This window comes from Acinetobacter sp. AHP123 (assembly GCF_023757925.1).
Taxonomy (GTDB): domain Bacteria; phylum Pseudomonadota; class Gammaproteobacteria; order Pseudomonadales; family Moraxellaceae; genus Acinetobacter; species Acinetobacter oleivorans.
In genome coordinates this window covers 1,267,335-1,293,301 of record NZ_CP092454.1, presented here as the reverse complement: position 1 = coordinate 1,293,301, position 25,967 = coordinate 1,267,335, and the positions used below count along the sequence as shown (strand labels likewise).

The 25,967-nt window shown below is 38.5% G+C and carries 22 protein-coding genes; 12 read left to right on the top strand and 10 right to left on the bottom strand.

The window, feature by feature from the left end; genetic code table 11:
• The first annotated feature begins 4 nt into the window (after positions 1–4).
• On the top strand, positions 5–1,015 hold the full coding sequence (gene alc, locus MJX77_RS06135) for an allantoicase (RefSeq protein ID WP_151988761.1): 1,011 nt from the start codon (positions 5–7) through the stop codon (positions 1,013–1,015).
• The gene (locus tag MJX77_RS06130) at positions 1,012–1,515 is read left to right on the top strand and encodes an ureidoglycolate lyase (protein WP_252061312.1); all 504 of its coding nucleotides are present in this window, start codon (positions 1,012–1,014) and stop codon (positions 1,513–1,515) included. Before alc ends, MJX77_RS06130 begins: the two co-directional genes overlap by 4 nt.
• Positions 1,516–1,637: 122 nt before the next feature.
• On the opposite strand, the gene parE is transcribed toward MJX77_RS06130, so the two are convergent.
• Positions 1,638–3,521 (bottom strand): DNA topoisomerase IV subunit B, encoded by a 1,884-nt coding sequence (gene parE / locus MJX77_RS06125; RefSeq protein WP_252060837.1) that lies wholly within the window; start codon positions 3,519–3,521, stop codon positions 1,638–1,640.
• Positions 3,522–3,535: 14 nt separating this feature from the next.
• A complete protein-coding gene (locus tag MJX77_RS06120) occupies positions 3,536–4,117 on the bottom strand; it encodes a YqiA/YcfP family alpha/beta fold hydrolase (RefSeq protein WP_252060826.1) in 582 nt (193 codons plus the stop codon).
• 210 nt (positions 4,118–4,327) lie between these two features.
• Between MJX77_RS06120 and MJX77_RS06115 the strand changes: the two genes are divergently transcribed.
• Positions 4,328–5,671, top strand: a complete 1,344-nt coding sequence (locus MJX77_RS06115) for an alpha/beta fold hydrolase (RefSeq protein ID WP_005300558.1) — start codon at positions 4,328–4,330, stop codon at positions 5,669–5,671.
• Positions 5,672–5,703: 32 nt separating this feature from the next.
• On the opposite strand, the gene MJX77_RS06110 is transcribed toward MJX77_RS06115, so the two are convergent.
• Complete coding sequence (locus tag MJX77_RS06110; RefSeq protein ID WP_252060823.1) at positions 5,704–6,387, bottom strand: hypothetical protein; 684 nt, start codon at positions 6,385–6,387, stop codon at positions 5,704–5,706.
• A 139-nt stretch (positions 6,388–6,526) separates the two neighbouring features.
• Between MJX77_RS06110 and MJX77_RS06105 the strand changes: the two genes are divergently transcribed.
• Positions 6,527–7,183 (top strand): haloacid dehalogenase-like hydrolase, encoded by a 657-nt coding sequence (locus MJX77_RS06105; RefSeq protein ID WP_252060822.1) that lies wholly within the window; start codon positions 6,527–6,529, stop codon positions 7,181–7,183.
• Between the two features lie 131 nt (positions 7,184–7,314).
• Here the strand turns inward: MJX77_RS06105 and MJX77_RS06100 are convergent, their stop codons facing one another.
• The 6 genes from MJX77_RS06100 to gshA form a co-directional block, all read right to left on the bottom strand.
• Positions 7,315–7,998 (bottom strand): hypothetical protein, encoded by a 684-nt coding sequence (locus MJX77_RS06100; RefSeq protein WP_151821831.1) that lies wholly within the window; start codon positions 7,996–7,998, stop codon positions 7,315–7,317.
• 6 nt (positions 7,999–8,004) lie between these two features.
• Positions 8,005–10,365 carry a hypothetical protein gene (locus tag MJX77_RS06095; protein ID WP_252060820.1) on the bottom strand — a complete coding sequence of 787 codons (2,361 nt, stop codon included), beginning with the start codon at positions 10,363–10,365 and terminating at the stop codon, positions 8,005–8,007.
• Complete coding sequence (locus tag MJX77_RS06090; protein WP_151821835.1) at positions 10,362–10,925, bottom strand: hypothetical protein; 564 nt, start codon at positions 10,923–10,925, stop codon at positions 10,362–10,364. The genes MJX77_RS06095 and MJX77_RS06090 overlap by 4 nt, the downstream gene beginning before the upstream one ends.
• Positions 10,926–10,936: 11 nt before the next feature.
• Positions 10,937–14,266, bottom strand: coding sequence for a type VI secretion system Vgr family protein (locus tag MJX77_RS06085; protein WP_252060817.1), 3,330 nt, complete (start codon positions 14,264–14,266; stop codon positions 10,937–10,939).
• Positions 14,267–14,431: 165 nt separating this feature from the next.
• Positions 14,432–14,947, bottom strand: a complete 516-nt coding sequence (locus MJX77_RS06080) for a disulfide bond formation protein B (RefSeq protein WP_005300544.1) — start codon at positions 14,945–14,947, stop codon at positions 14,432–14,434.
• Between the two features lie 16 nt (positions 14,948–14,963).
• Entirely contained in the window at positions 14,964–16,541 is a 1,578-nt protein-coding gene (gene gshA, locus MJX77_RS06075) for a glutamate--cysteine ligase (protein ID WP_005300539.1), read from the bottom strand.
• A gap of 168 nt (positions 16,542–16,709) precedes the next feature.
• Between gshA and MJX77_RS06070 the strand changes: the two genes are divergently transcribed.
• The 5 genes from MJX77_RS06070 (at position 16,710) to MJX77_RS06050 (ending at position 21,852) form a co-directional block, all read left to right on the top strand.
• Entirely contained in the window at positions 16,710–17,249 is a 540-nt protein-coding gene (locus MJX77_RS06070; RefSeq protein WP_252060814.1) for a DUF924 family protein, read from the top strand.
• 59 nt (positions 17,250–17,308) lie between these two features.
• A complete protein-coding gene (locus tag MJX77_RS06065) occupies positions 17,309–17,872 on the top strand; it encodes a CC0125/CC1285 family lipoprotein (RefSeq protein ID WP_016139827.1) in 564 nt (187 codons plus the stop codon).
• A 13-nt stretch (positions 17,873–17,885) separates the two neighbouring features.
• Positions 17,886–19,196, top strand: coding sequence for a DUF445 domain-containing protein (locus tag MJX77_RS06060; protein ID WP_049837549.1), 1,311 nt, complete (start codon positions 17,886–17,888; stop codon positions 19,194–19,196).
• Between the two features lie 28 nt (positions 19,197–19,224).
• The gene (locus MJX77_RS06055) at positions 19,225–20,379 is read left to right on the top strand and encodes a pyridoxal phosphate-dependent aminotransferase (protein ID WP_252060812.1); all 1,155 of its coding nucleotides are present in this window, start codon (positions 19,225–19,227) and stop codon (positions 20,377–20,379) included.
• Between the two features lie 105 nt (positions 20,380–20,484).
• Positions 20,485–21,852, top strand: a complete 1,368-nt coding sequence (locus MJX77_RS06050) for an MATE family efflux transporter (protein WP_252060810.1) — start codon at positions 20,485–20,487, stop codon at positions 21,850–21,852.
• Between the two features lie 56 nt (positions 21,853–21,908).
• Here the strand turns inward: MJX77_RS06050 and MJX77_RS06045 are convergent, their stop codons facing one another.
• Positions 21,909–22,742 (bottom strand): SDR family NAD(P)-dependent oxidoreductase, encoded by an 834-nt coding sequence (locus MJX77_RS06045; protein ID WP_004790118.1) that lies wholly within the window; start codon positions 22,740–22,742, stop codon positions 21,909–21,911.
• Positions 22,743–22,954: 212 nt separating this feature from the next.
• On the opposite strand from MJX77_RS06045, the gene MJX77_RS06040 reads away from it, so the two are divergent.
• From MJX77_RS06040 to phoR, 3 genes are all read left to right on the top strand, one after another.
• A complete protein-coding gene (locus MJX77_RS06040) occupies positions 22,955–23,626 on the top strand; it encodes a TetR/AcrR family transcriptional regulator (protein ID WP_016142718.1) in 672 nt (223 codons plus the stop codon).
• Between the two features lie 254 nt (positions 23,627–23,880).
• Positions 23,881–24,591, top strand: coding sequence for a phosphate regulon transcriptional regulator PhoB (gene phoB / locus MJX77_RS06035; RefSeq protein ID WP_000650776.1), 711 nt, complete (start codon positions 23,881–23,883; stop codon positions 24,589–24,591).
• A 9-nt stretch (positions 24,592–24,600) separates the two neighbouring features.
• Positions 24,601–25,959, top strand: coding sequence for a phosphate regulon sensor histidine kinase PhoR (phoR, locus tag MJX77_RS06030; protein WP_005300516.1), 1,359 nt, complete (start codon positions 24,601–24,603; stop codon positions 25,957–25,959).
• The last annotated feature ends 8 nt before the right edge of the window (positions 25,960–25,967 follow it).

Sequence of the window (25,967 nt, the reverse complement as noted above, 5' to 3'; positions counted from 1 at the left end):
CACTATGGCAACATTGCATGCTCCAGCTTTTGAACTTCCTGAGATTTTGAATACCAAAACCAATTTGGCAGATGCCCGAATTGGTGCACAAGTCATTGAGTGTTCAGATGATTTCTTTGCAGAAGCAAAGCGTATGCTGCAATTTGAAGCACCTATTTTTGTTGAAGATAAATTTGATGATAACGGCAAATGGATGGACGGTTGGGAAACGCGTCGTAAACGTCATGCGGGCTATGACTGGTGCATCGTAAAACTAGGTGTAAGTGGAAAAATCAGTGCACTTGATATTGATACCAGCTTTTTTACAGGAAATTATCCTGCATCTGCATCATTAGAAGCATGTTATGCACCAAATGGTGACCTTACAGGGGCAAAATGGGAGAGTCTTTTAGGAAATACGGAACTCGGCCCAAGCCAGCATCATATTTTTATGGTCAATAATGATGCACTTTTCACTCATATACGCCTCAATATTTTCCCAGATGGTGGTATTGCCCGTTTACGTGTCTATGGAGACGTTCATATTCAGGTGACTGATAGCGAACAAACTCTGGATTTATTAGCCCTTGAAAATGGTGGTCGTGTAGTTGCCTATAGCGATGCGCACTTTGGACATCCACGTAATTTGATTAACCCCGGTCGTGGCGTCAACATGGGCGATGGATGGGAAACTAAACGCCGCCGAGCTCCTGGTTATGACTGGTGTATTCTTGCATTGGGTAAGAGCGGAAAAATTGAGAAGCTTGAAATTGATACGGCGCACTTTAAAGGCAATTTCCCTGCCCAAGTATCCATTCAAGCGGTTTACCTTGAAAATGCAACCGATGCACAGCTGATTCCACAAAGTATGTTCTGGTCTTATTTACTTGAAGCTCAACCAATGCAAATGGACCATATTCATGAATATGTGAATGAGATTTTACAGCATGAAAAAATCTCTCATATTCGTATTAACATGATTCCAGATGGTGGTATTAGTCGTGTTCGTTTATGGGGAAAAATTGCCAAGTCATGATCATGAAGAATGTTCAAATTCAGCCCTTAACAATTGAAAACTTTCAGCCCTTCGGAGAGGTCATCTGTTGCGACGGGCATGACTTTTTTCATATTAACGATGCCCACACCGAGCGCTACCATGCGCTCGTTGAAACTGAAATTGAAGGGGAAGCAAAGGCAGGAATTAGTATTTTCCGTAATATTAAGGCCAGTGTGCTACCTCTGGAAATTTCAATTCTAGAGCGCCATCCCAAGGGGTCTCAGGCATTTATTCCATTACAGCAACAAAAGTTTTTAATTATTGTCGCGCCCGCTTTAGACGAGAATACTCCCGACATTTCAAAGCTATGTGCATTTGTTTCAAATGGGAAGCAAAGTATCAATTATCGGGCAGGCATATGGCATCATCCTTTGCTTACCTTTGAGGCACCAAGTGATTTTGCAGTGGTAGATCGAATTGGAGGTGGAGCGAATTGTGATGTTTTTCAATTTCCACAGGCTATAAAAATTACGACCTAAATTAAAATATACAGATCTGTCTATTTTTAATTTTATGGCAAAAACCGTTGTGATGATTTCCAATAACTTAGGTTTACAAAAAAATCCCCGCCTATTGAGCGGGGATTTTTTTTAATTCTATTTTAAACAGTGATATCAGCTAAGTTACCCTTTTGCTCAAGCCACTGCTTACGATCTGCCGAACGTTTTTTGGCAAGTAACTTATCAAGTAAACCCGCTGTAAAATGAGCATCATCTAGATCGAGCTGCACTAAACGACGAGTGTTTGGATCCATGGTTGTTTCACGTAGCTGGCTCGCGTTCATCTCACCCAATCCTTTGAATCGGGTAATTTGCGGATTACGATTGCCTTTTACATTCTTCAAGATGACTTCAAGTTCATCATCATCAAGCGCGTAATGGACATCTTTACCAATATCAATACGGAACAATGGTGGCATCGCCACATACAAATGACCTTCTTCAACCAATGTTGGAAAGTGTTTTACGAATAAAGCGCAAAGCAAAGTCGCAATGTGTAAACCGTCCGAGTCCGCATCGGCCAAAATACAGATTTTGCCATAACGCAGCTCTGATAAATCATCACTGCCAGGGTCTACACCAATGGCAATTGCAATATCGTGAACCTCTTGAGAAGCCAAAACCTCATCAGAAGAAACTTCCCATGTGTTTAAGATTTTTCCACGAATTGGCATGATAGCCTGAAAGTTTTTATCACGCGCTTGCTTGGCACTACCACCTGCTGAGTCACCCTCGACAATGAATAACTCACTGTCTTCTCGCGTTTGCCCCACACAGTCAGCCAATTTACCCGGTAAAGCAGGACCAGAAACAATCTTTTTACGCTCGACTTTTTTTGCTGCTTTTAAACGACGACCTGCTTTAGAAATCGCCATTTCTGCCAGTTGCATAGCAATTTCAGCATGTTGGTTTAGCCAGAGTGCGAAGGCATCTTTAGCAATATTTAAAACAATATTAGATGCTTCCCGACTCGAAAGACGTTCTTTGGTTTGACCTGAAAACTGCGGTTCTTGGAACTTGAGTGACAAAATATAGTTCACACCATCCCATACATCTTCTGCCGAAAGTTTGAGGTTACGTGGCAACAAGTTACGCAGCTCACAGAACTCACGTAACGCCTCAGTTACACCTGAACGTAAACCATTCACATGAGTACCGCCTTGTGCGGTTGGAATCAGGTTGACGTAACTTTCTTGAACCTGCTCACCGCCTTCTACATTCCAGCAAATCGCAAATTCACACGCCGCCCGGTCTGCCTGACCATTACTCACAAAAGCGGGATTTGGCAAAATTTCGCGGTCTTGTAATTCATCCATCAAATAATCGACGAGGCCATTTTCAAATTGCCATTCGATTTTTTCATCGTTAATTTGATCGATATAGATAATTTTTAAACCAGCCGCTAAAACAGCTTTGGCTTTTAAATTGTGTTTAAGTGCTTTTAAAGCAAATTTTGGACTATCAAAATATTTCGCTTCCGGCCAAAAATGTACCGTTGTACCTGTCGCGCGCTTTGGAGCCTTACCTTCGAGAACAGCTAAAGGTGCTACGGGTTCACCTTGCTCAAAGGCCATTTGATATAGGTTACCCTGACGTTGAACTTCGACCTCAACACGTGTTGATAAAGCGTTTACAACTGAAATCCCCACACCATGCAAACCACCTGAAAACTGGTAGTTATCGGTACTGAATTTACCACCCGCATGGAGCTTGGTCAGAATGATTTCGATACCACTTTGGCCATATTCAGGGTGAATATCCACTGGCATACCACGGCCATTATCTTCAACAGACAATGAACCATCTTTATAAACCGTGACACATATTTTGTCGGCATGACCAGCTAATGCTTCATCAACAGCATTATCAATAACTTCTTGGGCTAAATGGTTAGGTCGAGTCGTATCGGTATACATCCCTGGACGACGACGAACAGGGTCTAAACCAGAAAGGACTTCAAGCGATTGAGCCGTATATTGTGTCACGTTGTACGTTTTCCTTATTTGATGGTGTGCGCAAAGAATTCGATCACTAACGGTAATTTTTCTTCAAAATCTTCCATAGCATGATTGCCATGAGCATCCGTCAAAATCAATGAGGATGGCGTTGCAGCACTATAATAGCGTTGTGCTTGACGATAATCCAAAATTTCGTCGCCTTGTTGCAACAAGACGAGTATTTTGTCAGCATTTTCAGGTTGTTTCAGTTCCAGTTGTTGTAATTGTCGCAACTGAATATGGTCAATTGACCATTGATCATTCACCACATAGGGCATGCTTTCAACTTGGAATAACTCATCAAACAACTTCCATGGTTGCATAGCAGGATTAATCAGTACAGCCGGAATATTATATTTCGCGACAAAATATGTCGCAAAAAACCCGCCGAGACTACTACCGACTAAAGCCACGTCTTGCAACGATTCAATAAGCGCTGAAACTTGCTCTACCACTAGATTAGGAGATCTGTTTAGGTCTGGCAAATGCACATTTATGCCTAATTCGCTACAATACTGCTTCAGGCTTATCCCTTTAATTGAAAGAGAGCTACTATTAAAGCCATGGAGGTAGATAATATTCATATATTTCCCTCTAAATTGAGAATAAACTCACATTTTTGTTCTCAGTTTGTATATAAAAACACTATTGTCAGACAAGAAAAACCACTCAACTAACCATTCATCAGTATTTTAAAAACATGTGTTATTTAAACTACTAAGATGGAAACGTTTACTGCCGTTGATAAAAAGTACAGCTTAAAACGTCGGTTATAACGTATATGGGGAAAAGATATGCCGAGCTTAACACCACTACATGAAACTTATTGTAAATGGGATCGTACGCCACCGAGTCAGGCAGACGTACTAGAAGGTTTAGCTCAACTGTTCAGTACCAGCTTAAATGGTGTACATGAATTAATACAAGTTATTAATATTGAAGTATTAAAAAATGCTTTTGGTGTAAGCACACAAAATGCTAAAAACTTTCAAAAACGACCATTTGTGCAAAAGGCATATCAATTTTCTTATGGCGCATTACAAAAATATGGTAGCCACTTTTTAGCGCCAAGCTTACGTCACATTATTGAAAAATATCCCACACTTCACGAAAAACCACTCACCCCGAGCTTACATTTTTTAGTCGGAATTTTGAATGGAATTTTTGGGGATTATCTACTTAAACAACATAGCCCTCTCGCTTTACCCATGGTGCTATACGATCACTACGGTGCAATACAACAAGGGGAACTTGCAGGTCGTATTGTGATTTTGGTTCATGGTTTGTGTATGAATCATCTTAGTTGGTCAAATGCACATTATGGCGGTATTGGGGAGCGTCTGTTAGCACAGCGCGACCATAACACGATGCTGTATTTAAACTACAATACAGGTCGACGTATTTCAGCCAATGGGCGCAGTTTTTCAAATTTATTAGAAGACTTGGTACAGCGTAATCCAAGAATTACCAGTATTGATATCATTGGTCATAGTATGGGCGGACTAGTTTCTCGCAGTGCCTTGTTTTATGGCAAACAAAACATGTATCAATGGATTCATATGGTCGAGAATCTAGTATGCATTGGCTCTCCACACCATGGTGCAGTGTTGGAGCGTTTTGGTTTTACTATACAAGATAAGCTCGGGGCCTTCCCTTTTGTGGGTTTACTCGGTCAACTAGTTAATATTCGTAGTAATGGCATTTTAGACTTACGCCACGGTAGCGTTCGTGATGACGACTGGGAATATATGGATGCCCGAATTGGCATGATGGATGATAACCGTGCCCCAGCTCCGTTACCTTCCCATATCAATACCTTTTTAGTGGCAGGCACACTCGAATTTGAAAAAGTACGTAACAAAGCGCTTACTGTGATTGGCGACTATTTGGTGAGCGTAAAAAGCGCGCTAGGCGAACACCCTAATCCACGTTTTCAGCTCAAAGTTCCAGACTCTCATAAAGCCGTATTTTATGGCTTAAATCACTTTGAAATTCAGTATCACTCGAGTGTTGCGGAACAGATTACTCGCTGGCTATATCCTAATGTTAATGATTATGTGCAAGAAGGTATTCAAACCCATATTATTGATATGCCGAACTATACGCTCGAAGATTTAGAAGGAATTGTAGAGACGTAAAAAAGAGCCCAACTTAAGTTGGGCTTTTTTAATTAATTAGCTTTTGTAGCAGGAAGAGCCCCTATTGTTTCGCATCCTAAAGTAGAAGAAATACATTTTAAGTTACTATTAAAAATAGTTTTGACAGATTGTATTTTCCCTGTTTTATAAGATTTTATATTTGCTAAATAAATATATTGTCCTTTTTTTGAATCATAAGTTAACTGATCTCCTTGTAAGATATCTGTCGCCTTACTTTTATCCTCACTATCTGAATTTAAAACTGGTACTTCAATAAATTTATTATTTAACAAATTATAAAAATATGCATTTGCAGTGAAATTTTTATATGGTTCTTTGACATAGTCTATATTACTAATTTCCCGAGTCCTAAAAGCCACAATATTTTTATCATTATATAATAAAGTAAAATCAACATTTGACTTTAGGGGAACTTTACTTTCAAAAACATTATACACTTCTTTCTTGTTTAAAATTTGAACTCCATACTTTTTCAAAGAATATTTAATCTCCTTTTTAGTTTTTTGAATGTCACCAAAATCTATTAATTTAATTTTTAAATTTGTATTTATAACCGTATATTTATTATAAGTATCTATATATTCTATAGGTGATTTTATTTGGGTGGAATCTTGCAAATAATCATTCCACTTATCTACAGTTGCAAATGTATTACTAGAAAGGACAAACAATAATAAAAAGCAAAAATTTTTCATTAGATTAGTTTATAAACAATAAAATCAAAACATTACAACAAAATTACAATAAAATATTTTATAAATTTATAAAGTAAATATTAAAATATTCCTTTTAAAAAACTAATTCTTATCACTATTACTAAATTTAGAGAAATATATGAAGGAAATCGTTGTTTTTGACTTGGACGGGACATTACTTTCGGGTGACTCTACAAAGGCATGGTTAACAGGTAAATTGAAATCTAATCTTCTCAGATTTATCGCTGCAATTATTGTTAGTCCGATTGCTTTACCTCTTATGAAATTCAAGAAATATAAATCTAGAGGTGCTTCATTGTATTTGTGGATTGCAACGTATAGCTTGAACGAAGAAGAATTAGAATACAGTTTTAAAAAATTTTCCAATAATATCAAAGATGCTACTTCTGATTCATTATATTGGTTTGAGCAGGGTATAACAGAAGTTAAAGATCATTTAGCCAGTGGAAGAATTGTGTTTATTGCCACGGCTGCACCAGAAAAGTTAGCGAATGTTTTACTAGAGTCTATTAATCTAGATGTACAAATTATTGGTACTCCTTTGCAAAAGAAACTAGGAGGATGGATAAGTGGGATACATTGTAGGTCTCAAGAAAAAGTAAGAAGATTGAATAAACTTGATATCAAACAACCTTGGTTCGCGACATACAGTGATGATATTGAAGATGACTTGCCTATTTTGATGGGTGCCAAACTCTCCTACTTAATTAACGGGGATAATAATAAGATTAAACATATAAAAATCAAAAATTTAAAACTATTAAATTGGTTTTAAAGTTATGATATTAGTATTTTTATAGAAGCCATCTAACAACTAATTAACCAAAGCTGGTATAGGTTAATATAGGCACTTTTAGCAATAAAAGTGCCTATATTATTTAAATTAAATATTTCAGACACAATTCATTAATTTTCTCTATATTTATTTCTTATATCCAACAAACCTTTACTATATATTTTTTCATTTTCAGTACATGAGGCTTGTAAGTTCATATCTAGGTAAGTATAACGATGTAACAACTTTTCTTCATTATTATGTCCTCCAAAAATATTAAAATGTGCACCTTCATTTGAAAAACATTCAGTTATAATGTTAGGAATTCCATCCCCTATTAAATCAACTCCTCTAATTTTATTATTTTTATACAAGATCTGATCTTTATTTAATTCAAAACCATAACCCCGCACTAAATCCTTACTTTTCTTATTAATATTATAAAAATAATTAGGTTCATCGGTAACAAAAGCCAACTCGGAAACACAATCACTACTATCTTTCTTCAATATTGGATTCACAATATCATATTTAAATTTTTCGTCCTCTTTATAGACAATTACAATATCTTTATTAAGAGGTTTTTCACTTACTATACAACCCTCATCAGAATCCAATAATACATAAATCTTGTTATCTAGCATTTTTTTTATATCTTTACTAATCTTCAACTTCTCTACTGTAGGTAGATTTTCTTGTGGCTTCTCTATTTTTTGCTGTTCAATAGGTTTAGTGTGAGTAGTATCACTCAAATGTTTAGTATCACAAGCACTTAAGCCTAATAAACACATACCTATTAATATTTTGTAAATCACTTTTACTTACCTACCTGTGTGTGACCAATGAGGTGCATCTTTACTACCATACCAAATTACACCATATTTTTTGCCTAATTGCGTTAATGTTGCCCAACTTGTAATTTTTATACTTTCACCATCAATAGTCACAACTTTTCCAACATAATTAGATATTCTCATATCTACTGCTTTTTTTCTATTATGGTTTGAAGAACCTGGTTTACCTACTGGATTCTTGCCTATACCATATTTTTTATACATTGCTTTTGCTGCTTTTATTGCTTCAGTTTTATTTCCTTTATGTGCCCAATCAATATTTACTCCAGGAAACGGAGGTACTTTATCTACAGCAATTTCTCCTCTTGCTATCGCTGTAGAATAATACATTAAATAACTTCTTTCAGATGGACGCCAAGTTGTATTAATTACAACAGTAATACCAGCATTTTTCATACCATTAATAAATTTTGAAGCGCTGGTTTTGAAAGGCTCAGCTAAATCACTTAAACTATTACTTTGTAAAAACAAGTTACACCAATCCACTCCGCTAACTTTTAATTGAGATGAATCTGACTTAGTAACATTAATCGATATAGGTTTCATATCTTTTTGTAATATTACTTGAGTCAATAGGTTAGTATTTTCAAATATTTTTATTGTTTGTCCGGCTTGGCCCTTATGTATTTTTGTACCTAGACCACTAACACCGCTAATATGAGAGTTTTTATTTCCTTTATACTCAATTATATATTCACAATTACTAACTAATTGCTTAGTTATTTTGTCATAAGTTAAAATTTTAAACTCTATATCACTATTATCTATAACAATAGTTTTAGGATGGCCTTCTGTACTGGTTTTTACTTTTTCATCTCTCTTAGGGGTAGAGTCATGAGTTTCAACTGGCTTATCAACTGGTCGCTTATGTTTAGCTGAAGGAATTGGTTGTTTAGATTGAGATATTTCTACAACTTTAGTCCCTGTCTTTATATTTTTTGATGCTTGCTCTATTGCTGAGGAATCAACATCGATAACACGAAGTGATTTATTTTTATCAACTTTGATAGTTAATAAATTCCGTTCATCTCTTAATTTATAATTTAGTTCGAATCCTGGCATTGCACTAACAGTTATCTTTCCATTACCATCAGTCTTTTTTTGCTTTATCTGGTTTCTATATTTTTGAATTAAATTCAAATTTGTTATAGGTTTTTTTGTATCGCTATGTCTGAACAAAATATTAAAAGTATGTAAATTAAGCTTTACAGTCTTTTCCCCCATACCTTCTTGTGCTGTAAAACGAATAATTTCTTGTTTTGAGTCCAGCCCACTAATTAAGACTACAATTTCTTCACCACTTAATGCTGCTAAGTTATTTTCAATACCATTAGCGCCCACATTATGCTGCTTTTCAGCATTTTTATATTTCAGAAAGTAAGAAAAATTTGGAATTACCTTATTTTCGCTATCTATGATCTTAATACTAAAATTAACGTTTTTTTGTTTAGTATCCTTCTCTCCGACTTCTGCGTTTTTTTCATTATTTACTTCAGCTTGAGTATCTTTTTTTAAAGATTCTTGCTTTTGACTAGGTGATGCCTGTTGGTTATGTATATCAGTTTGAGATTTTACTCCACTACTACCACTTGCAACGACTATAACCGAAGAATGATTTTTCCCATCAGCAATTAATAAAACTTCTTTATTGTTATTATCAACTACTTGAATACCATCAATAGTAAATCTTGCTCCCCAACCATCTTGCACAAGAAATGATCTAATTTTACCTTGATTATTAGTAACCAAATTACTTAACGCTGGTACTACTTTTGTTTTCTTGTACCCAATACTTACACTAGACTTAACAAGTACGTTCGCACTTCTATCAACAAATTGGACATAGAAACGTGATGTGCCTTTATATCTATACCAACGCATATCATCATTTTCTGTTCCTTTTATTTTTACTTCTTCAGTCAAGGGACTTTTAGCAAAATCTGGAACTAGTGAAGTATATTTTTCTGGATTTTTCTTATGTAAAGCTGCTTGAGCTTTAGGGCTAAAATATAATACAACTCCATTTGTTATATCCTCCTCCTGTCCCTGATAAATTGGTGATATTGCTTCAATAATATCTTGCGTATGATCAGATATATTCCCAGAATGCATTTCTGTCACAGCTTTTTTAAAAGGTGGATTTTTATCAGTAATAGCATCGAAATTCTTTTTTAAAATATCACTGACATTTCTTGCATTAATCCATTCTCCAAAACCAATCCTATTTTTTATACAGTGTGCCACAACTTTCCAAGTGGTTGAACTACATCCTCCAGCTTCTCCTGCCACAGTCCCAACGAACTTTATAAATTCTTCTGAATAACTCATTTACTGTTACTTCCACAAGGATTTTGGATTTTCTTTTTAAACAGAATTTCACCGTAATCATTTGCAATTAAATTAAGATCTCCAGCATTATCAAATTTAGACATCTCACTAAAATCACTGTAATAATTAAATTTTGATGGAAGAATATTGAATTTCTTATCACTTAGGTCTATTAAAATTTTTCTATTATTAGTGAACATCTTTTTTGCATATATTTTCTTTTTACGACTATCACTTTCTATAATACATTTAGACTTAATATCAAAACTAATCAACTCCTCAGTATAGTCTTCCTCATTTTTTCCAATAAAGTAATGCCCTACACAAGGTGAGCCACATGAACTTACTACATGAAAGATGTCTTCACTAACTTTTTCAATATTTGGTGATTTTATATTACGTAATAAAATACTTTTTTTACCATTTACTGTTAGCATAACATTACAACTTGTCTCATATTCGTCTGTACACTGCGAAATAAGATTAAAATCTTCTTTTGCATAACTTTTCAGTGAAAATAAAACCAAAAAAAGGCAAGCTATATTTTGTTTATTAAACATCATTAATTCTCCTAATCATTATGTGTATGTTCAGGGTCAATTCCACACCCACAGCCATTGATCTCGTCACCATCTAGTGATTCAGCTTCCTGTTCAGGAATTAGCTCTTTAATTTCTGTTAAATAAGCTCCTGGTACTAAAGCGAGTTCTACATTATCAATAGAGTCACTATAAACTCTCGCACTGCTTTCTTGATCAAATTCATATACAGCTTCGATTTTCTTAGAGTGATTAATCAGTTTATATTTCATATTTTTTAATATCTTAGTATCAAATATCTCACTTAAATCAAATCTCATACTGTACATCCCTGTTGCCGGCATTTTCGGCAACTCAGCATTTACTGTTGCCCCACCCGTAAACAAATGCTGCCCAGCTTTACTTTCAAACTTACCGCCTGTTGTTGAAAATACGCCATCCGCATTAATTTTGAGCTGCGACCCACCTGCTGTTAATACAATTTCTTTTGGACTTGTAAGCTCGATTTTTTCTTCTGTAGAAATGAGCTTGATGACCTTCTTAGCAATTGCTTCAATAGCATCGTCTTGCGCTTGTAGTTCGAGCTTTCCTTTTGCTGCATAAGCGCGGAAACCCTTTTGTGCAGCAAACAAGCTGATTTTGTCTTGTGCATGCCCAATAATATTTTTCTGTGCGCTTAAATTAATTGAACCGCTGGCACTTTCAGCAATATCTTGTGAAGCTTGCAGAATAATATTTTCAGGTGTCGTTAAAGCAATACCATTTGGCGATGCTAATAACATCAGAGCTTGCCTAAAGATTTTGCCTTGTTCTTGTTGTTTCGTATCTGCACTACTTTCTAAACCTTGGGTATAACCCTCCATAAAGCCTTGCAAAGAACTCAATGCTTTTGATGGTGATACTTCTAATTTACTGCCTTTACTAAATGTTCCACATACACTCATCATGTCAAAGTCTTTGGTCTCCACATTCCCTAAGACTTTTCCGACCTCTTTAATACTTTCAAATGGATTTTTATGAATCCGATCTTTAATGCTGGCAAGTTTTCCTTTAACAATCTCAGCGCCATGTTCTTCAACATTTTCGATGAACGCTTTTAAATTCTCTACCGCATCTTTAGCATCGGTAAAGAAAGCATTAAATTCGTCTACAACACCTTTTGTATCGCCACCTAGTGCACCCATGTCTTGAATAAAGCCACCACAGTCTTTTAATGCGTGAATAGGGTCGTTATTAATGCCTTCCTTAAATAGGTTTATCGTACTATTTAATGCCTGTCCTGTGGTTTTTAGCTCAAGGGACTGGATGAATTTGGGTAATCGATTAATCACATTCAAAGCATCAGTTTGTTGCTTGGCCGCAACCTCACTGAGCATTTTCATGCTGTCATAACCTTGTGAAAGTAAAGATTGTGCTTGTGCAGCTTCTAAATGGTCTGCAATTGCCTGCTCTTGTGCATAGGTACTAATGAGCATGCCTTTACCTGCACGCACAGCTCCCCACGCATCTGTTCTAAGCTCAAAACCCTCACCACGACCTTGGCTCGTAGCTTGTTCTTTCGGATGGCTTAAATTACCTAAATTCAGCTGTGTTGCTGCATGACTACTTTGTAGTTGGGTACTGATTTGCCCCGTTGTGTCATCAAAGCGTAATTGGTTAAAACCACTACCGCTGATTTCCTGACTGCGAATCCCGCTTAGTTTTTTAGTCGCAGGAAGCTGCCCTTTTACATCGAATTTGGTTGGCGAACGCTGCGCTTCATGGATACGCCCCGTCACAAATGGACGGTCAATATTGCCATCAAAGAAGTCTATGACAACCACTTCACCAATACGTGGTAAAAACCGTGCTCCATAGCCTTCGCCAGCCCAAGGAGTTAGTACATCAACCCAAGCCGAGTCAGTATCGTTGTCATTGCTCCCTGCACCACCGTCATGTCCATGATCATCACTACGGGTAAATAGAAAACGTACTTTGATACGTCCCCATTCATCGACATGAATAGTCTCTCCCTCTGGCCCCACGACTTTCGCTCTTTGTGGGTAGGCAATTGGTCGATGCTGTTCTGGATTATATTCAGGTGCAGTTTTAATTTGACGGCGTATTAAGGTTAGCTCATTACCTTGGCGCTCAATATATTCATAACCATGTTTATCCCAACGACTTTGGGTTAACAACTGGCTAACTTGCTGATGCAAATCTTTCGGTAGGTTATTTTGGTTATAGAAATTTTTAGCAATAATCAGGAACTCTTGATCAGCCCCTTCATGCTGATCAATTTCTGGATGCTCCTGTAGGTTAAACCAATAACCAACTTGGCTATCACGGACACTACTATAGGCCTTAAAGTATTTGGCCTGACTTGCGTACATATGTGTGAAGTGCTGATTTAATTTCTCTAGCTGATTACCACTTGAAGCGGTAGCTTGATCTTCCCCTTTTAAATCTTGCATCCAAGCTGGGCTCATGTGCCATGCTTGTTCAAGGCTCAAACTCGCTGAATCAAACTGCTCTGAATGTATGTGTGTAGTAATAACTGAACCTACACCTTCTTCGTGTGCCAGAGCATCGGGTTGCCAACGCTGCACATGTACCGCTGTCGGTTGCAAAGTCCGCACTGCTACAAAACCCGTAATGCTATCTTGATATTCTGTTGCGCTACTTCTGTGATAGCGAATATTACGACGTTCTAAAGCTTGGTACTGGCTATTGTCATCAATGAGTCTTAGTTTTTGAGCCTGTATTGGCGCAGTAAAATGAGGAACAAAAAGTTCGGCTTCATCAATTAGCCAGCTAACGCCTTCACTTCGCCATAAGCGTGTCAGAAAGTCATAATCAGACTCATTGTGCTGCATGATAAATGGGCGAATATCATAACTCTGACTTAACCCACTAAGATCGAGACTTAAACTTGTCGCAAAAAGCTGACTTTTTTCTTGCCACTCTTTAAATAAAACTTCCGAGACTTCAATAATACTTTTATTCATAAAAACACGACTATTACGGCGCTTGTGCCATAAGTTTGTCGCGTCTTTTAAGGTCAGTTTATAAAGCGTTAAAGCACCGTCACTTTGGCCATAACTGGCTTCAGTCACAATTCCTGTAGTTCGGAATAATTGTCCTGAATCAGTGACCTGATCAACAGCAACCTGTACCCCTATAAATTGCTTCAATGCAATTTGGGCACTCGTCGAAAGGCAAATCAACTCAGCTTCAACTCCCCCATTTAGCTGGTGTTGGCCTTCGATACGCTGTAAAAAAACTTGGTTATTGAGTAGTTCATTAGAAAATTGCACGTGAATCGCGCGTTTCTGTGCACTTAACCCTATTTTTTCCAAAACATTAAAGATATTAAAAAACATTTTTTATAATCATAAGGATATATAAACGGCTGCACTTTATAAAAAACAGACCTATCTGTCTATATCATTATTCTTTTTTTCAATTTGTTTTTTTATAGTTTGATTAATTATAAAACAATAAAAAAAGCCCAATATAATTTTGGGCTTTTTTTAATCTGTTTAAACTTACTTTTTAGCAGTCTTAAACACTGGATAAAAACGGAATAACTGCCATAAGCAGACCAGTAAGAGCAAAACGAAATAAACCAATGACCAAACTGGTAAAGATTGACCTAAAAAGGTCCAATCAATTGCAGCACACTCACCTGAACCAGAAAGCACTTCTTGCAAAACTGCTTTCATAGGTAAAGCATCAATTAAATAATTTAAACCCGGTCCACAACTCGGTACTTGATCTGCGGGTAAATGCTGTATCCACACATGACGCCCTGCGACACCGACTGACCATAAAATTGCGATGCCAGCCAAAAATGCATAAAAGCGTTTAATCGCATTGGAAACTGGGTTATGCAAAAAAGCGACGAGCGCCACAAAACCCATCGCCATTAAGCCAACACGTTGAAAAATACAGAGCGGACATGGCTCTAAACCTTTTACATGTTCCAGATACAACGCAAAAGACATGCCGACAATACTTGCTAAAACAAGTAGCCCACTCACCAAACGGTAACTTAATCGCATGTAAAACCTCGTTTTATTATCGATATTGTTCAAGATATTGATCAAAACTGACCTGAGTATCTTGCTCAAGTTGTTCTTGCTGCTGTAACGACTGTGCAGCCAATTGTTCAAAATGTTTCAAGGTTTCCACACTAAGCTCATGCTCTTCATAACTTTCAGCATGTAATTGCGCCATGTGGCTACCAAAACTCCATGTTCCACCATGTTTTAACGTATCGTCAATAACATGGGCAGATAAAGTCTCATCAACTTCATCAATTCGTGCTTGCATGATCGCTAATGCTGAACCATACAAGTCCGTTGCGTAGGTCTGATCGAGTAGCTGTGCACAATCTTGCATTTTTGCAATATATAAACGTGCCCAATCTTCGATGTGATATGACCCTGTTAAATCTGTAATGGTTGCGTTCGGTGCTCGACCTCGGTTTACCACCTCGGTCTGATTTTTCTCAACCAAGTCTTGCTCAGGACCTAACAAGTCTGGGCTATCACTTAGCAAACAATAAAGTGCTAACACTTCAAGGAAGCCTGCTGTCGTTTCATCAACACCAATTGCCGAGTATGGGTTTACATCAACAGCACGTAGCTCAACATACCCCACCCCTCGATTTTTCAAGGCTTGAGACGGTGTTTCACCTTTTTGAGGCACCTGTTTTGGACGTACAAGACTGTAATATTCATTCTCGATCTGCAAAACATGATCATTAATTTGCAACGGCTCACCAGAGGCATCATTTAACCCTAAACGGCTAAATGGTGGGTAAGGAGAATGAACGGCTTTTTGTAAACCATCCAGATAGCCAGTCAAATTGTTGTAATGAATACCTAAGCTTTTTTGAGCTGAGTTTTGATAGCCCAATCGTCCCATACGGAGTGCTGTAGCATACGGTAAATAGTATGAACCTTTGATTAAAGGTAATAACTGATGTTTATGTCCAGTTAAGAAACAACGACATACTGTTGGGCTAGCGCCCACTAAAAACATAACTAACGGTGTTAAACGGATAAAATTACGAATAAGACCAAAATAACGATGGCTACGATAATCCTGCAAACTTAATGATTTTAATTGTTCGTCAGTTTCATGAGCTTGTAGCTCGGCAAAAAGTGTATCTGGAAAAGATAAATTGTAATGCACGCCTGAAATGGTTTGCATACGGCGACCATATCGAATTCCCAGCCCACGGCGGTATAGTGTTTTAAAACGACCAATATTAGAGGTGCCGTATTGTGCTAGACGAATCCGTTCTTCATTGTCGTCTAACATACATGGCATAGACAGCGGCCAGAGTTTTTCACCATTTTCTAAATGACGATGCACAACCGCATGAATATCGGTGAGCTCATTCAAAGCTTCACCAATGGTTGGCTTAGGTGAGGTAATAAACTCCATTAATGCTTCTGAATAATCAGTCGTAATTTGTGGATGCGTTAAAGCCGAACCCAATGCCTTTGGATGTAACTCTTGTGATAAGAACCCATTACTTTGCATACGTAGGCTTTCACGCTCTATTCCACGTAACATGCCTTGTAGTAGCGACGAATCCACCCAAGCAGGAATAACTGATTGAGAGGGTGTAGTGGGTTGACTCATGCATTTGCTCGCTTATTAAAGATCACTATATACAAAATCGTGAGATGATACGGCTAGTTATATACTCACATCATTCCAGTTTGGCAATTTTTATCACAATCTTGTTATTTAAGACACGAAAGAATTGTGATTTTATTGAAGAATAATTGCTAAAGAGTTGTCAATATCATGAACGAACAAGACATTTTAAACTTCTGGTTTTCTCCTGAACACCGTTCACTTTGGTTTGCAAAAAGTGATGATTTTGACAAAAAAATTCGTGAAAATTTTTCTGACGTTCATCGACAGGCAACTCAAGCAGAACTGTGGTCTTGGCGAAAAACAGCGGAAGGCCGTTTGGCAGAGATTATTGTACTAGACCAGTTTTCTCGCAACATTTATCGTGATCAACCCGAATCTTTTGCCTATGACAGCTTAGCATTAGCTTTGGCACAAGAAACGATTAGCTTGCAACTCGACGCACAGCTTAATCCAGAGCAACGTTCTTTTTTATATATGCCGTTTATGCATAGTGAATCGAAGCTGATTCATGAGTTTGCCTTGAAACTCTTTCAACGCCTCGGCAGTGAAATTAATTTAAGTTTTGAGAAAAAGCATAAAGTCATTATTGATCGCTTTGGACGCTATCCTCATCGAAATACCATTCTCGGGCGTGTTTCTACTCCAGAGGAAACCGAATTTTTATTAGAACCGAACAGTAGTTTTTAAAACTTCTTAATTTTTAATGCTGAGTCATCTATTTTATAATGCTCAGCTGGGAGTTCATCATGAAATATCTCTCTCTTTGTTTAGCCTTAGGCACTGCCTTAACTTTAACTGCGTGTGCAACGACTCCAAGTAAGCCAAGAACCTTTGATCAGCTTGGCCAGTTTTCAGCATATCCTCTAAATGCCCAAACGTTCCGTATTAGTTTTCAAGCCGACCCAAATATGAGTTATGGCAGAGCTGAAGAAATTACCTTGGTGAAATCAGCACAAACGACGATACAAAAAGGTTTCCGCTTTTTTAAAGTGCAAAATGATCCAAGTAATCAGAGCCAGAAACCACAACGTCAGGCTGTGGTTTATCCATCAGCTCCAAGCTTTTACCCATATGGTTATGGTCGTCGCTACCCAGGTTTCTGGCATGATCCGTTCTATGATTACCCACAAGTGGTCAATATCGACCCTGTTCAAGTGTCGTATACTATTGAATGTTATCGGGATCAAAAGCAGGCTCCACAGGATGCTTTTGATGCAACCTTGATCTTGAAATCAATCGGACAAAAATATGGATTGAGTCCGACAGGAGAGCTGTTGCCACCGCCTGAGCCTCCAGTAAAACAAAAATGAATAGGATAAATTTATGAACATGGCAGAAGAAGTTCACCACGTGCCCAGTCTAAAACGTAGCAAATATTTTGCTACTCTGGCGCTTATTATTGTCGTTGTGCTGTGGATTGCACTGATGGTGGCTGATCGTTTTCTGCCAGAGTACACAGGTTTTATTCATATTTTAATGTTAGGGGCAGAAGCCGGTGTAGTCGGTGGTTTAGCCGACTGGTACGCGATTACGGTTCTGTTTCGGAACCCATTTGGTAAGTTACCCATTCCTAAGTTTTTACGCGACCATACCGAGATTATTCCACGCAACAAAGCTCGCATTGCTGAGTCAATGGGTCGTTTTGTACAAGAAAATTTTCTTTCGCCTCAAGTGGTCGAACGAAGCTTAGAAAAAACGGACTTAAGCCTCGCAATCGGCCAATGGTTAGCAAGTCCACAAAACAATACCCAAGTGGTGCAGCTCATTCAGCAAACTGTTCCGAAAATTTTTGAGTTTGTTAGCCAAGATCAAATTGCCAATTTTGTGCAAAACAATAGTGTGCAATGGGTGCGTAATACCGAGGTCAATAAACTCGCAAGTGAAATGCTACGCGCGGTATTGGAAAATGATTTCCATCAAGACGTTTTACAGCGTGGACTCGATATCGCTCATGAATGGGTGGTACAAAACCCAGATAAAACCCGTGAATTAACCCGAAAAATGTTTAAAGCACTTGGTGTCTGGTCACTTGCAAAAGGCGCAAGCTGGATTGGTATTGATGTTCAACAACGTACCATCGATTCACTCGTTGAAAAAGTAGAATCGATGTTGGCAGACCCTGAACACCCATGGCGACAAGAAATTGAAACCATTGCCCACTCTCTCATGCTTGAGCTGGCAAAACCAGACAGCGTTGCTAGCCAACGTCTCAACAGCGGTAAAGATGCCCTTCTTGATAGCCCACAAGTCCTCAATTTCATCAGTGGTGCCGTTACGATTTTGTGTAATGCCATTAAAGAAGATTTAATGAAAGAAGACTCTGGCATTGCAATGAACCTAAGAGCTGCTATTCAGCAACTGGGTGAAAACCTTGTTCAAAATGCCAAAGTACGTGAAGTGCTCAACAAAGAAATGACAGGACTTGCGCTGACTTTTACAGATCAATATAGCCATAAAATCATACGCTATGTCAGTGAACGCATTCATGAATGGGATTCACGCGAAATGATCGGGAAAATTGAAAATGAAGTCGGTGGCGACCTACATATGATCCGAGTAAATGGCGTTGTAGTCGGTGCATTTATTGGTTTAACCCTCGGTGTAATTCGAGCAGTGATTGAATCAATTTTATAACTTTAAATATTTTTAATAAGAGAACAATATGCTTCAACTAGAGTCAAAATTGGCCACTCAAGGCGTGACTATTTTTAGTACCATGACGGCAATGGCACATCGTTTAGGTGCTCTCAACCTGTCACAAGGCTTTCCAGATTTTCCGGCACCACAAGCCTTACTGGAAGCTTTATCTCAGGCGACTTTAGCTGGGCATAATCAATATCCACCTGGCGATGGTATTCTCGGTTTACGTGAGCAGCTCGCTTTACAATTTCAGCAGCGTGACCAACTTCAACTTGATCCTGTAACGCAAATCACGATTACTCCGGGCGCAACCATTGCAATTTTTTGTGCCATACAGGCATGCATCAATGCAGGTGATGAAGTCATTATTTTTGACCCAAGTTACGACAGCTACGGCCCTTCTGTGCAGTTAGCAGGTGGTAAAGCAGTTCATATCGCACTTGAGGCACCTGACTTTAAGGTGAACTGGCAGCAAGTTAAAGATTTAATTAATGACAAAACCCGTATGATTGTGGTGAATACTCCCCATAATCCAACAGGTACCATCTGGGCAAAACAGGATTGGTTAGAGCTTATTGCACTGATTCAAGATAAAAACATTGTGGTTTTATCCGATGAAGTCTATGAACACTTAGTCTTTGATGGTCAGCAACACTTTAGCGCATTGCATTTTCCAGAGCTCAGAGAGCGTAGTTTTGTGATTGGGTCTTTTGGCAAAACCTTTCATGTGACGGGCTGGAAAACAGGTTATTGCGTCGCTTCACCTGAGTTAATGCGTTTATTTCGCCAGATTTACCAATATGCGAATTTCTGTGGCACGACACCTTGTCAGATTGCCCTAGCGCAATATATGCAGCAACATCCGGAACATATTCAAGAGCTTTCGCAGTTTTATCAAACTAAGCGAGATCGTTTTAATCACGCTATTCAAAATAGTCGTTTCTTACTAAAACCATCTCAAGGTACTTATTTCCAAAACCTTGATTACAGTCAGATTAGACCTGACTTAAACGATGTAGAAATGTGCCAGTTTCTTGCGGAGCAACATAAAATTGTGGCTATTCCTGTTTCGGTTTTCTACCAGCAAGCGCCAGAGTCTTTACGTCTGATTCGCTTCTGCTTTGCTAAAAATGATGAGACATTGCAAAAAGCAGGAGAAATCTTGAATGAATGTTAATAAATTTAGAAACTTAGCATAGTAAAACACTACAAGAAATTTCATCTAAATATGCTAAGTTGAATGTCTGCCCCGCTCATCAAAGAGATGGGCGATGGAGAACACATGCCACCAAGACAGTCTTTAATTCACCAGCAAAATCTATGGAAAACATTTTTCGTTTTCTTGCTCCCCCTCATTGCAACCAATATTTTGCAGAACTTGTCGGGGACGATTAACACCATCTTCGTTGGTCAAATGATGGGAGTTGATGCGATTGCTGCCGTCTCGGTTTTTTTCCCTATTTTATTCTTGCTTCTCGCTTTTATTATCGGGATTTCAACGGGTACTACTGTTTTAGTAGGGCAAGCGTGGGGTGCACAAAATATAGAGAAAGTCCAAAGTGTGGTCGGTTCTACCCTATTTATGACTCTGATTGGTGGGGTAATTACCGCGATTATCGGCGTATTTTTTGCCCACGATATTTTAGAGTTATTGGGTACTGACCCAAAGGTCATGCATCTTGCTTTGCCTTATGTGCAATGGATGCTGGCAGGTAGCCCGCTTCTGTTTGTTTATATTATTTATACCTCAATTTTACGTGGTGTAGGCGACAGTACCACGCCTTTACTTGCATTGGCATTAACCAGTGTAATTGGCTTAGTGATTACCCCGATATTGCTTAAAGGTTATTTTGGCTTACCCGCTCTGGGAATTATCGCTCCTGCAATTGCAACGATCACGGGTTATGTTGCTATTTTGATTTTTCTAGCAATTTATCTCAACAAGAAAAATCATCCACTTCGGCCGAATCGTCAGCTTCTGCAACATATCCGTCACAATCCAGAACTGAGCAAAATCATTTTGCGCTTAGGTGTTCCAACCGGCATTCAAATGATTACCACCTCAATGGCTGGCTTGGTTATTGTTGGGTTGGTTAACCATTATGGTTCACATGCTACAGCAGCGTATGGTGCAGTGAATCAGGTGCTCAACTACATTCAGTTCCCTGCCTTATCGATCTCAATTGCGGCTTCAATTTTTGCTGCACAAGCGATTGGTGCCGGCAAATCAGATCTGTTAGCACGGGTAACCCGCACAGCTTTGGGAATGAACTTTTTATTTACAGGTACCTTAATTGCACTTGGCTATCTATTTTCAAAATATTTAATGGCTTTGTTCATTACCGACCCAACTGTGGTGGTGTTAGGACAGCAACTTTTATTTATTGTCCTTTGGGCAATTTTATTCTTTGGTGCAGGTGCCATTTTTGCATCGATCATGCGTGCCAGCGGAACCGTGACTGTTCCAATGCTACTTAATATTTCTGCTATTTTATTTATTGAAATTCCATGTTCTTACTGGTTTAGCTCAATATGGGGCCTTAAAGGAATCTGGGTTGCTTATGCTTTGGCATTCGTTAGTTTATGTATTATTCAAGGCCTGTATTACCAATTTATCTGGAAGAAAAAGAAGATCAAAGTTCTTATTTAGAACTAACTAAACCACATAAAAAAAGCCATCATTTGATGGCTTTTTTAGTTAAAAAATTACTTCATTAATTTGGTCACAATGGTTGAAGCACGTTGATAACCCGTTGGGAATAAACGCTGGAATGCATCAAGAATTTTTGCATCACTACCAATCAATAAACGGCGCTTATTTTTTAATACCGCTTGTAAGATTTGACGAGCTGCTTCTTCAGGTGGAGTACGTAGTAGCTTGTCAAAGTTTTGGATCGATTTCGTCGGGTCCATACCCAAACTATTCAGGCTATCACTCATTTTTGCAGATTTAGCAATATTGGTACGGATCCCGCCTGGATGTACACACAACGAGCTTACGCCACTTTTTTCAATATCCAACTCTTGGCGTAATGATTCGGTAAAACCACGTACAGCAAATTTAGTCGCGTTATAACCAGACTGAGTCGGTTGAGCAGTCAGACCAAATAAGCTTGAGATGTTAATAATATGGCCATCTTGAGTTTGCTTAATGAACGGTAAAAACTCTTTAGTTCCGTACACGACACCCCAGAAGTTAATTCCAACAATCCACTCTAAATCTTCGTAGGTCGCACCTTCAACAGTTGAGCCTAGCGCAACACCAGCATTGTTAAAAATCAGGTTAACAGAACCGTGATCTTGCACAGTTTCTTGTGCCCACTGCTTTACCGCTTCGCGATCCGACACATCAAGCTTTTTGGTGGTAACCGTAATATTGCTGTACGGTTTTAAAAGCTCGACAGTTTGTTGTAATCCTTTTTCATTAATATCACTCAACGAAAGATGGCAGCCCTGTTTTGCCAAAAGAATTGCTAACTGTTGCCCAATGCCAGAACCTGCGCCCGTAATAGCAGCGACTTTGTTTTTAAAATTTTTCATTGTCCATCCTTTGTTTTTCGATATTTGCACAACCGGTTCATTGCATGTGCAGTTCAGACATCTTCAATATAATTTTGACAATATACATTGTCAATATAGTACACTGTAATTTCAGATAGAATGGCACAATTCTTCTGAGGGCTTTATCATAGTGAGCATATTTGGCCAAAACCTATAAATTAGGAAACCAATCTTTAGGAAACGACTTATTTATGACGACTAACGACTCAACCAGTAAAAAGAAAACAAAAAGTGTGAGTAAAGAACGTCAGTTCAAAGGGTTATCTCTGTCTGAGCGTAAAGAGGCGCGCCGTGAAAAACTGATTGAAGCAGGGATTGCGACCTACGGAACACTCGGTTTTTTTTCCGTGACGGTAAAAGATGTATGCCAAGAGGCAAAACTCACAGAACGTTATTTTTATGAATCATTTAAAAAGAGTGAAGATTTATTCCAAACCATCTTTTTAAAAATGATTGAAGAATTACAGCAAAATCTGATGCAAGCCGTGATTAAAGCGGCACCCGATCCAGAAAAAATGGTCGATGCTGGTTTAAGAGCACTGCTGACGACATTAAAAGATGACCCAAGATTAGCTCGTATTGTCTATGTCGACGCAGTTTTGGTACAAGAGTTACATAATCAGGCCACCATTCAAGAAACACTTGCGCAATTTGATCGCATGATTCAAGCCTTTGTTATGCTGACCATGCCGCAAATTCAACACCATGAAAATGAGCTTTCTTTAATCGCAACTGGCTTAAATGGATATGTCACTCAAATAGCAATTCGATGGGTCATGGGAGGGTTTGAACAGTCGCTTGAGCAGGTTTTAACCGCATGCCGTATCGTTTTCTTATCTTTATTAGCGCAAGTTTCAAAATAATATTAAAGTTTTTTGACAGCCATAAATGTGCAAAACCAGTTAAGCCATTAAAGTGATAACCCATTGAATGATTTTAAGAAAATTAAAGTCTCCATGTCACAATTTGGTCATAGCTTTGCCTTAGTTTTGTCACAAATTATTGCTAAATTTAATTTTATAGACTTTTCTGCAATGAAATTGTCATAATTAATCTTTGTAATAAGCCTGTCATAACTACAAAACGGTTCACCGTTAAATCTATAGGATATTGCGCTGTGAAAGATGACTATATTTTAATTGTCGATGATGAGCTTCCTATTCGCGAAATGATCCATACTTCTTTGGACATGGCAGGCTTTCAATGTTTACAGGCAGAAGATGCCAAACAGGCTCATCAAATTATCGTCGACCAACGTCCGGCGCTTATCTTGCTTGATTGGATGTTACCTGGAGGCGTAAGTGGTGTCGATTTATGTCGCCGCTTAAAACGAGATGAAAACCTAGCAGAAATTCCAGTCATTATGTTGACTGCCCGCGGAGAAGAAGACCACAAAGTACAAGGTCTTGACGCAGGTGCAGATGACTACATGACTAAGCCTTTTTCAACACGTGAACTGGTTTCACGTATTAAGGCAGTTCTGCGTCGTGCTAATGCATTAAGTGGCGAAAAAACCATTGATGCCAATGGCTTAATTCTTGATCCTGTAAGCCAGCGTGTTAGCTTTGGCAACAGCATTTTAGATATGGGCCCAACTGAATATCGCTTACTTGCATTTTTTATGACCCATCCAGAGCGTGCATATACACGTGCCCAGTTGCTCGATCAGGTATGGGGCGGTAATGTATATATCGAAGACCGCACTATCGATGTGCACATTCGCCGTTTGCGTAAAGTTTTAGAACCTTTTGGTGTTGACCGATTTGTTCAGACTGTACGTGGAACAGGCTACCGTTTCTCAACACGTGCAGATTTAGCCGCAGGTTAAGCAAGATTTATGTATGAACCCTACCCCGTCCCCGAACAGGTACGTGAACAAAAACTTTCCCGCTACAGTAGTTTATGGACGTTTGCCAAACAAGATTTACGGCTCTTATTATTTTTTCTAATTATTGCCGGTTTAGTCGGTTTAGGCGTTGGGTATTTCTGGAGCTGTATTTTTATCGCCTTCGTGGTGTTTTTTACACTCCAGTTGCGTTCTTTATATCTGGTCAATGACTGGATTGCGAATAAGCCTTATGACGTTCCTCCAAATCTTAATGGTATTTGGGGGGCATTATTATTTAATGTTTACCGTGCTCAGCGCCAAGAACGAATTGTTCAGGCGGAAATGGTCGGTTTAATTGACCGAGCTCAGTCTTCGTTAGTTGCACTTGCTGAAGCCGTTGTTCTAATTGATGACCAACATCAAATTGAATGGTGGAACCCTGCTGCCGAACGTTTGCTAGGGATCAGCCCTCTCGATCGTGGTCGTAACTTATTAACGATTTTACGTCAGCCGACCTTTATTGAATATTTTAACAATATTGATCAGGCACCCGACGGGATTAAGCTGCACTCAAATTTTGATGATGACCGATATGTACAGGTCAAGCTCACAAGATTTGGTGGAGAAAGTCGCTTATTGGTAGCTTACGACGTGACTCGTATGCACAACCTTGAGCAAATGCGTAAAGATTTCGTCGATAATATTTCGCATGAACTTCGTACACCATTAACTGTACTGAGTGGTTATATCGAGACATTTACCGATCAGGAAGATATTAGTCCGCGCTGGAAACGTGCCTTTGATCAGATGCAATCACAAACCAAACGTATGAATGCTTTGGTCAATGATTTACTGCTGTTATCAAATTTAGAAAATAACAAGAAAATTGCAAAAAATCAGATTATTGAAATGCCGAGTTTAATGAGTCAACTCTTTGATGATGCTCAGGCCTACAATGCCGATTATGGACACACGCTCAATTTACACATTGATAGCCACTGTGACCTAATTGGTTCAGACATGGAAATTGCCAGTGCATTTAGTAACTTAATTACCAATGCCATTAAGTACACGCCAAAAGGTGGAACGATTACGATTGGCTGGCATGATGACGGTGAACATGCGTACTTTAGTGTACAAGACACAGGCATTGGAATTAACCCTAAACATTTACCACGACTAACTGAACGCTTCTATCGTGTTGACAGTGACCGTAGTCGTCAAACAGGTGGTACAGGTTTAGGTCTTGCGATTGTAAAACACGTGCTGATGCAACACGGCGCGTATTTAGATGTGCAGTCTAAAGAAAACGAGGGATCAACATTTACCGCAGTTTTTCCGAAAGAAAGACTATATAACATGACCTAAAATTATCC

Coding starts and splice junctions, on each gene's coding strand:
- alc (WP_151988761.1), top strand. CDS start 5: ATGGCAACATTGCATGCTCCAGCTTTTGAACTTCCTGAGATTTTGAAT.
- MJX77_RS06130 (WP_252061312.1), top strand. CDS start 1,012: ATGATCATGAAGAATGTTCAAATTCAGCCCTTAACAATTGAAAACTTT.
- MJX77_RS06120 (WP_252060826.1), bottom strand. CDS start 4,117: ATGAATATTATCTACCTCCATGGCTTTAATAGTAGCTCTCTTTCAATT.
- MJX77_RS06115 (WP_005300558.1), top strand. CDS start 4,328: ATGCCGAGCTTAACACCACTACATGAAACTTATTGTAAATGGGATCGT.
- MJX77_RS06110 (WP_252060823.1), bottom strand. CDS start 6,387: ATGAAAAATTTTTGCTTTTTATTATTGTTTGTCCTTTCTAGTAATACA.
- MJX77_RS06105 (WP_252060822.1), top strand. CDS start 6,527: ATGAAGGAAATCGTTGTTTTTGACTTGGACGGGACATTACTTTCGGGT.
- MJX77_RS06095 (WP_252060820.1), bottom strand. CDS start 10,365: ATGAGTTATTCAGAAGAATTTATAAAGTTCGTTGGGACTGTGGCAGGA.
- MJX77_RS06090 (WP_151821835.1), bottom strand. CDS start 10,925: ATGTTTAATAAACAAAATATAGCTTGCCTTTTTTTGGTTTTATTTTCA.
- MJX77_RS06085 (WP_252060817.1), bottom strand. CDS start 14,266: ATGTTTTTTAATATCTTTAATGTTTTGGAAAAAATAGGGTTAAGTGCA.
- MJX77_RS06080 (WP_005300544.1), bottom strand. CDS start 14,947: ATGCGATTAAGTTACCGTTTGGTGAGTGGGCTACTTGTTTTAGCAAGT.
- gshA (WP_005300539.1), bottom strand. CDS start 16,541: ATGAGTCAACCCACTACACCCTCTCAATCAGTTATTCCTGCTTGGGTG.
- MJX77_RS06070 (WP_252060814.1), top strand. CDS start 16,710: ATGAACGAACAAGACATTTTAAACTTCTGGTTTTCTCCTGAACACCGT.
- MJX77_RS06065 (WP_016139827.1), top strand. CDS start 17,309: ATGAAATATCTCTCTCTTTGTTTAGCCTTAGGCACTGCCTTAACTTTA.
- MJX77_RS06060 (WP_049837549.1), top strand. CDS start 17,886: ATGAACATGGCAGAAGAAGTTCACCACGTGCCCAGTCTAAAACGTAGC.
- MJX77_RS06055 (WP_252060812.1), top strand. CDS start 19,225: ATGCTTCAACTAGAGTCAAAATTGGCCACTCAAGGCGTGACTATTTTT.
- MJX77_RS06050 (WP_252060810.1), top strand. CDS start 20,485: ATGCCACCAAGACAGTCTTTAATTCACCAGCAAAATCTATGGAAAACA.
- MJX77_RS06045 (WP_004790118.1), bottom strand. CDS start 22,742: ATGAAAAATTTTAAAAACAAAGTCGCTGCTATTACGGGCGCAGGTTCT.
- MJX77_RS06040 (WP_016142718.1), top strand. CDS start 22,955: ATGACGACTAACGACTCAACCAGTAAAAAGAAAACAAAAAGTGTGAGT.
- phoR (WP_005300516.1), top strand. CDS start 24,601: ATGTATGAACCCTACCCCGTCCCCGAACAGGTACGTGAACAAAAACTT.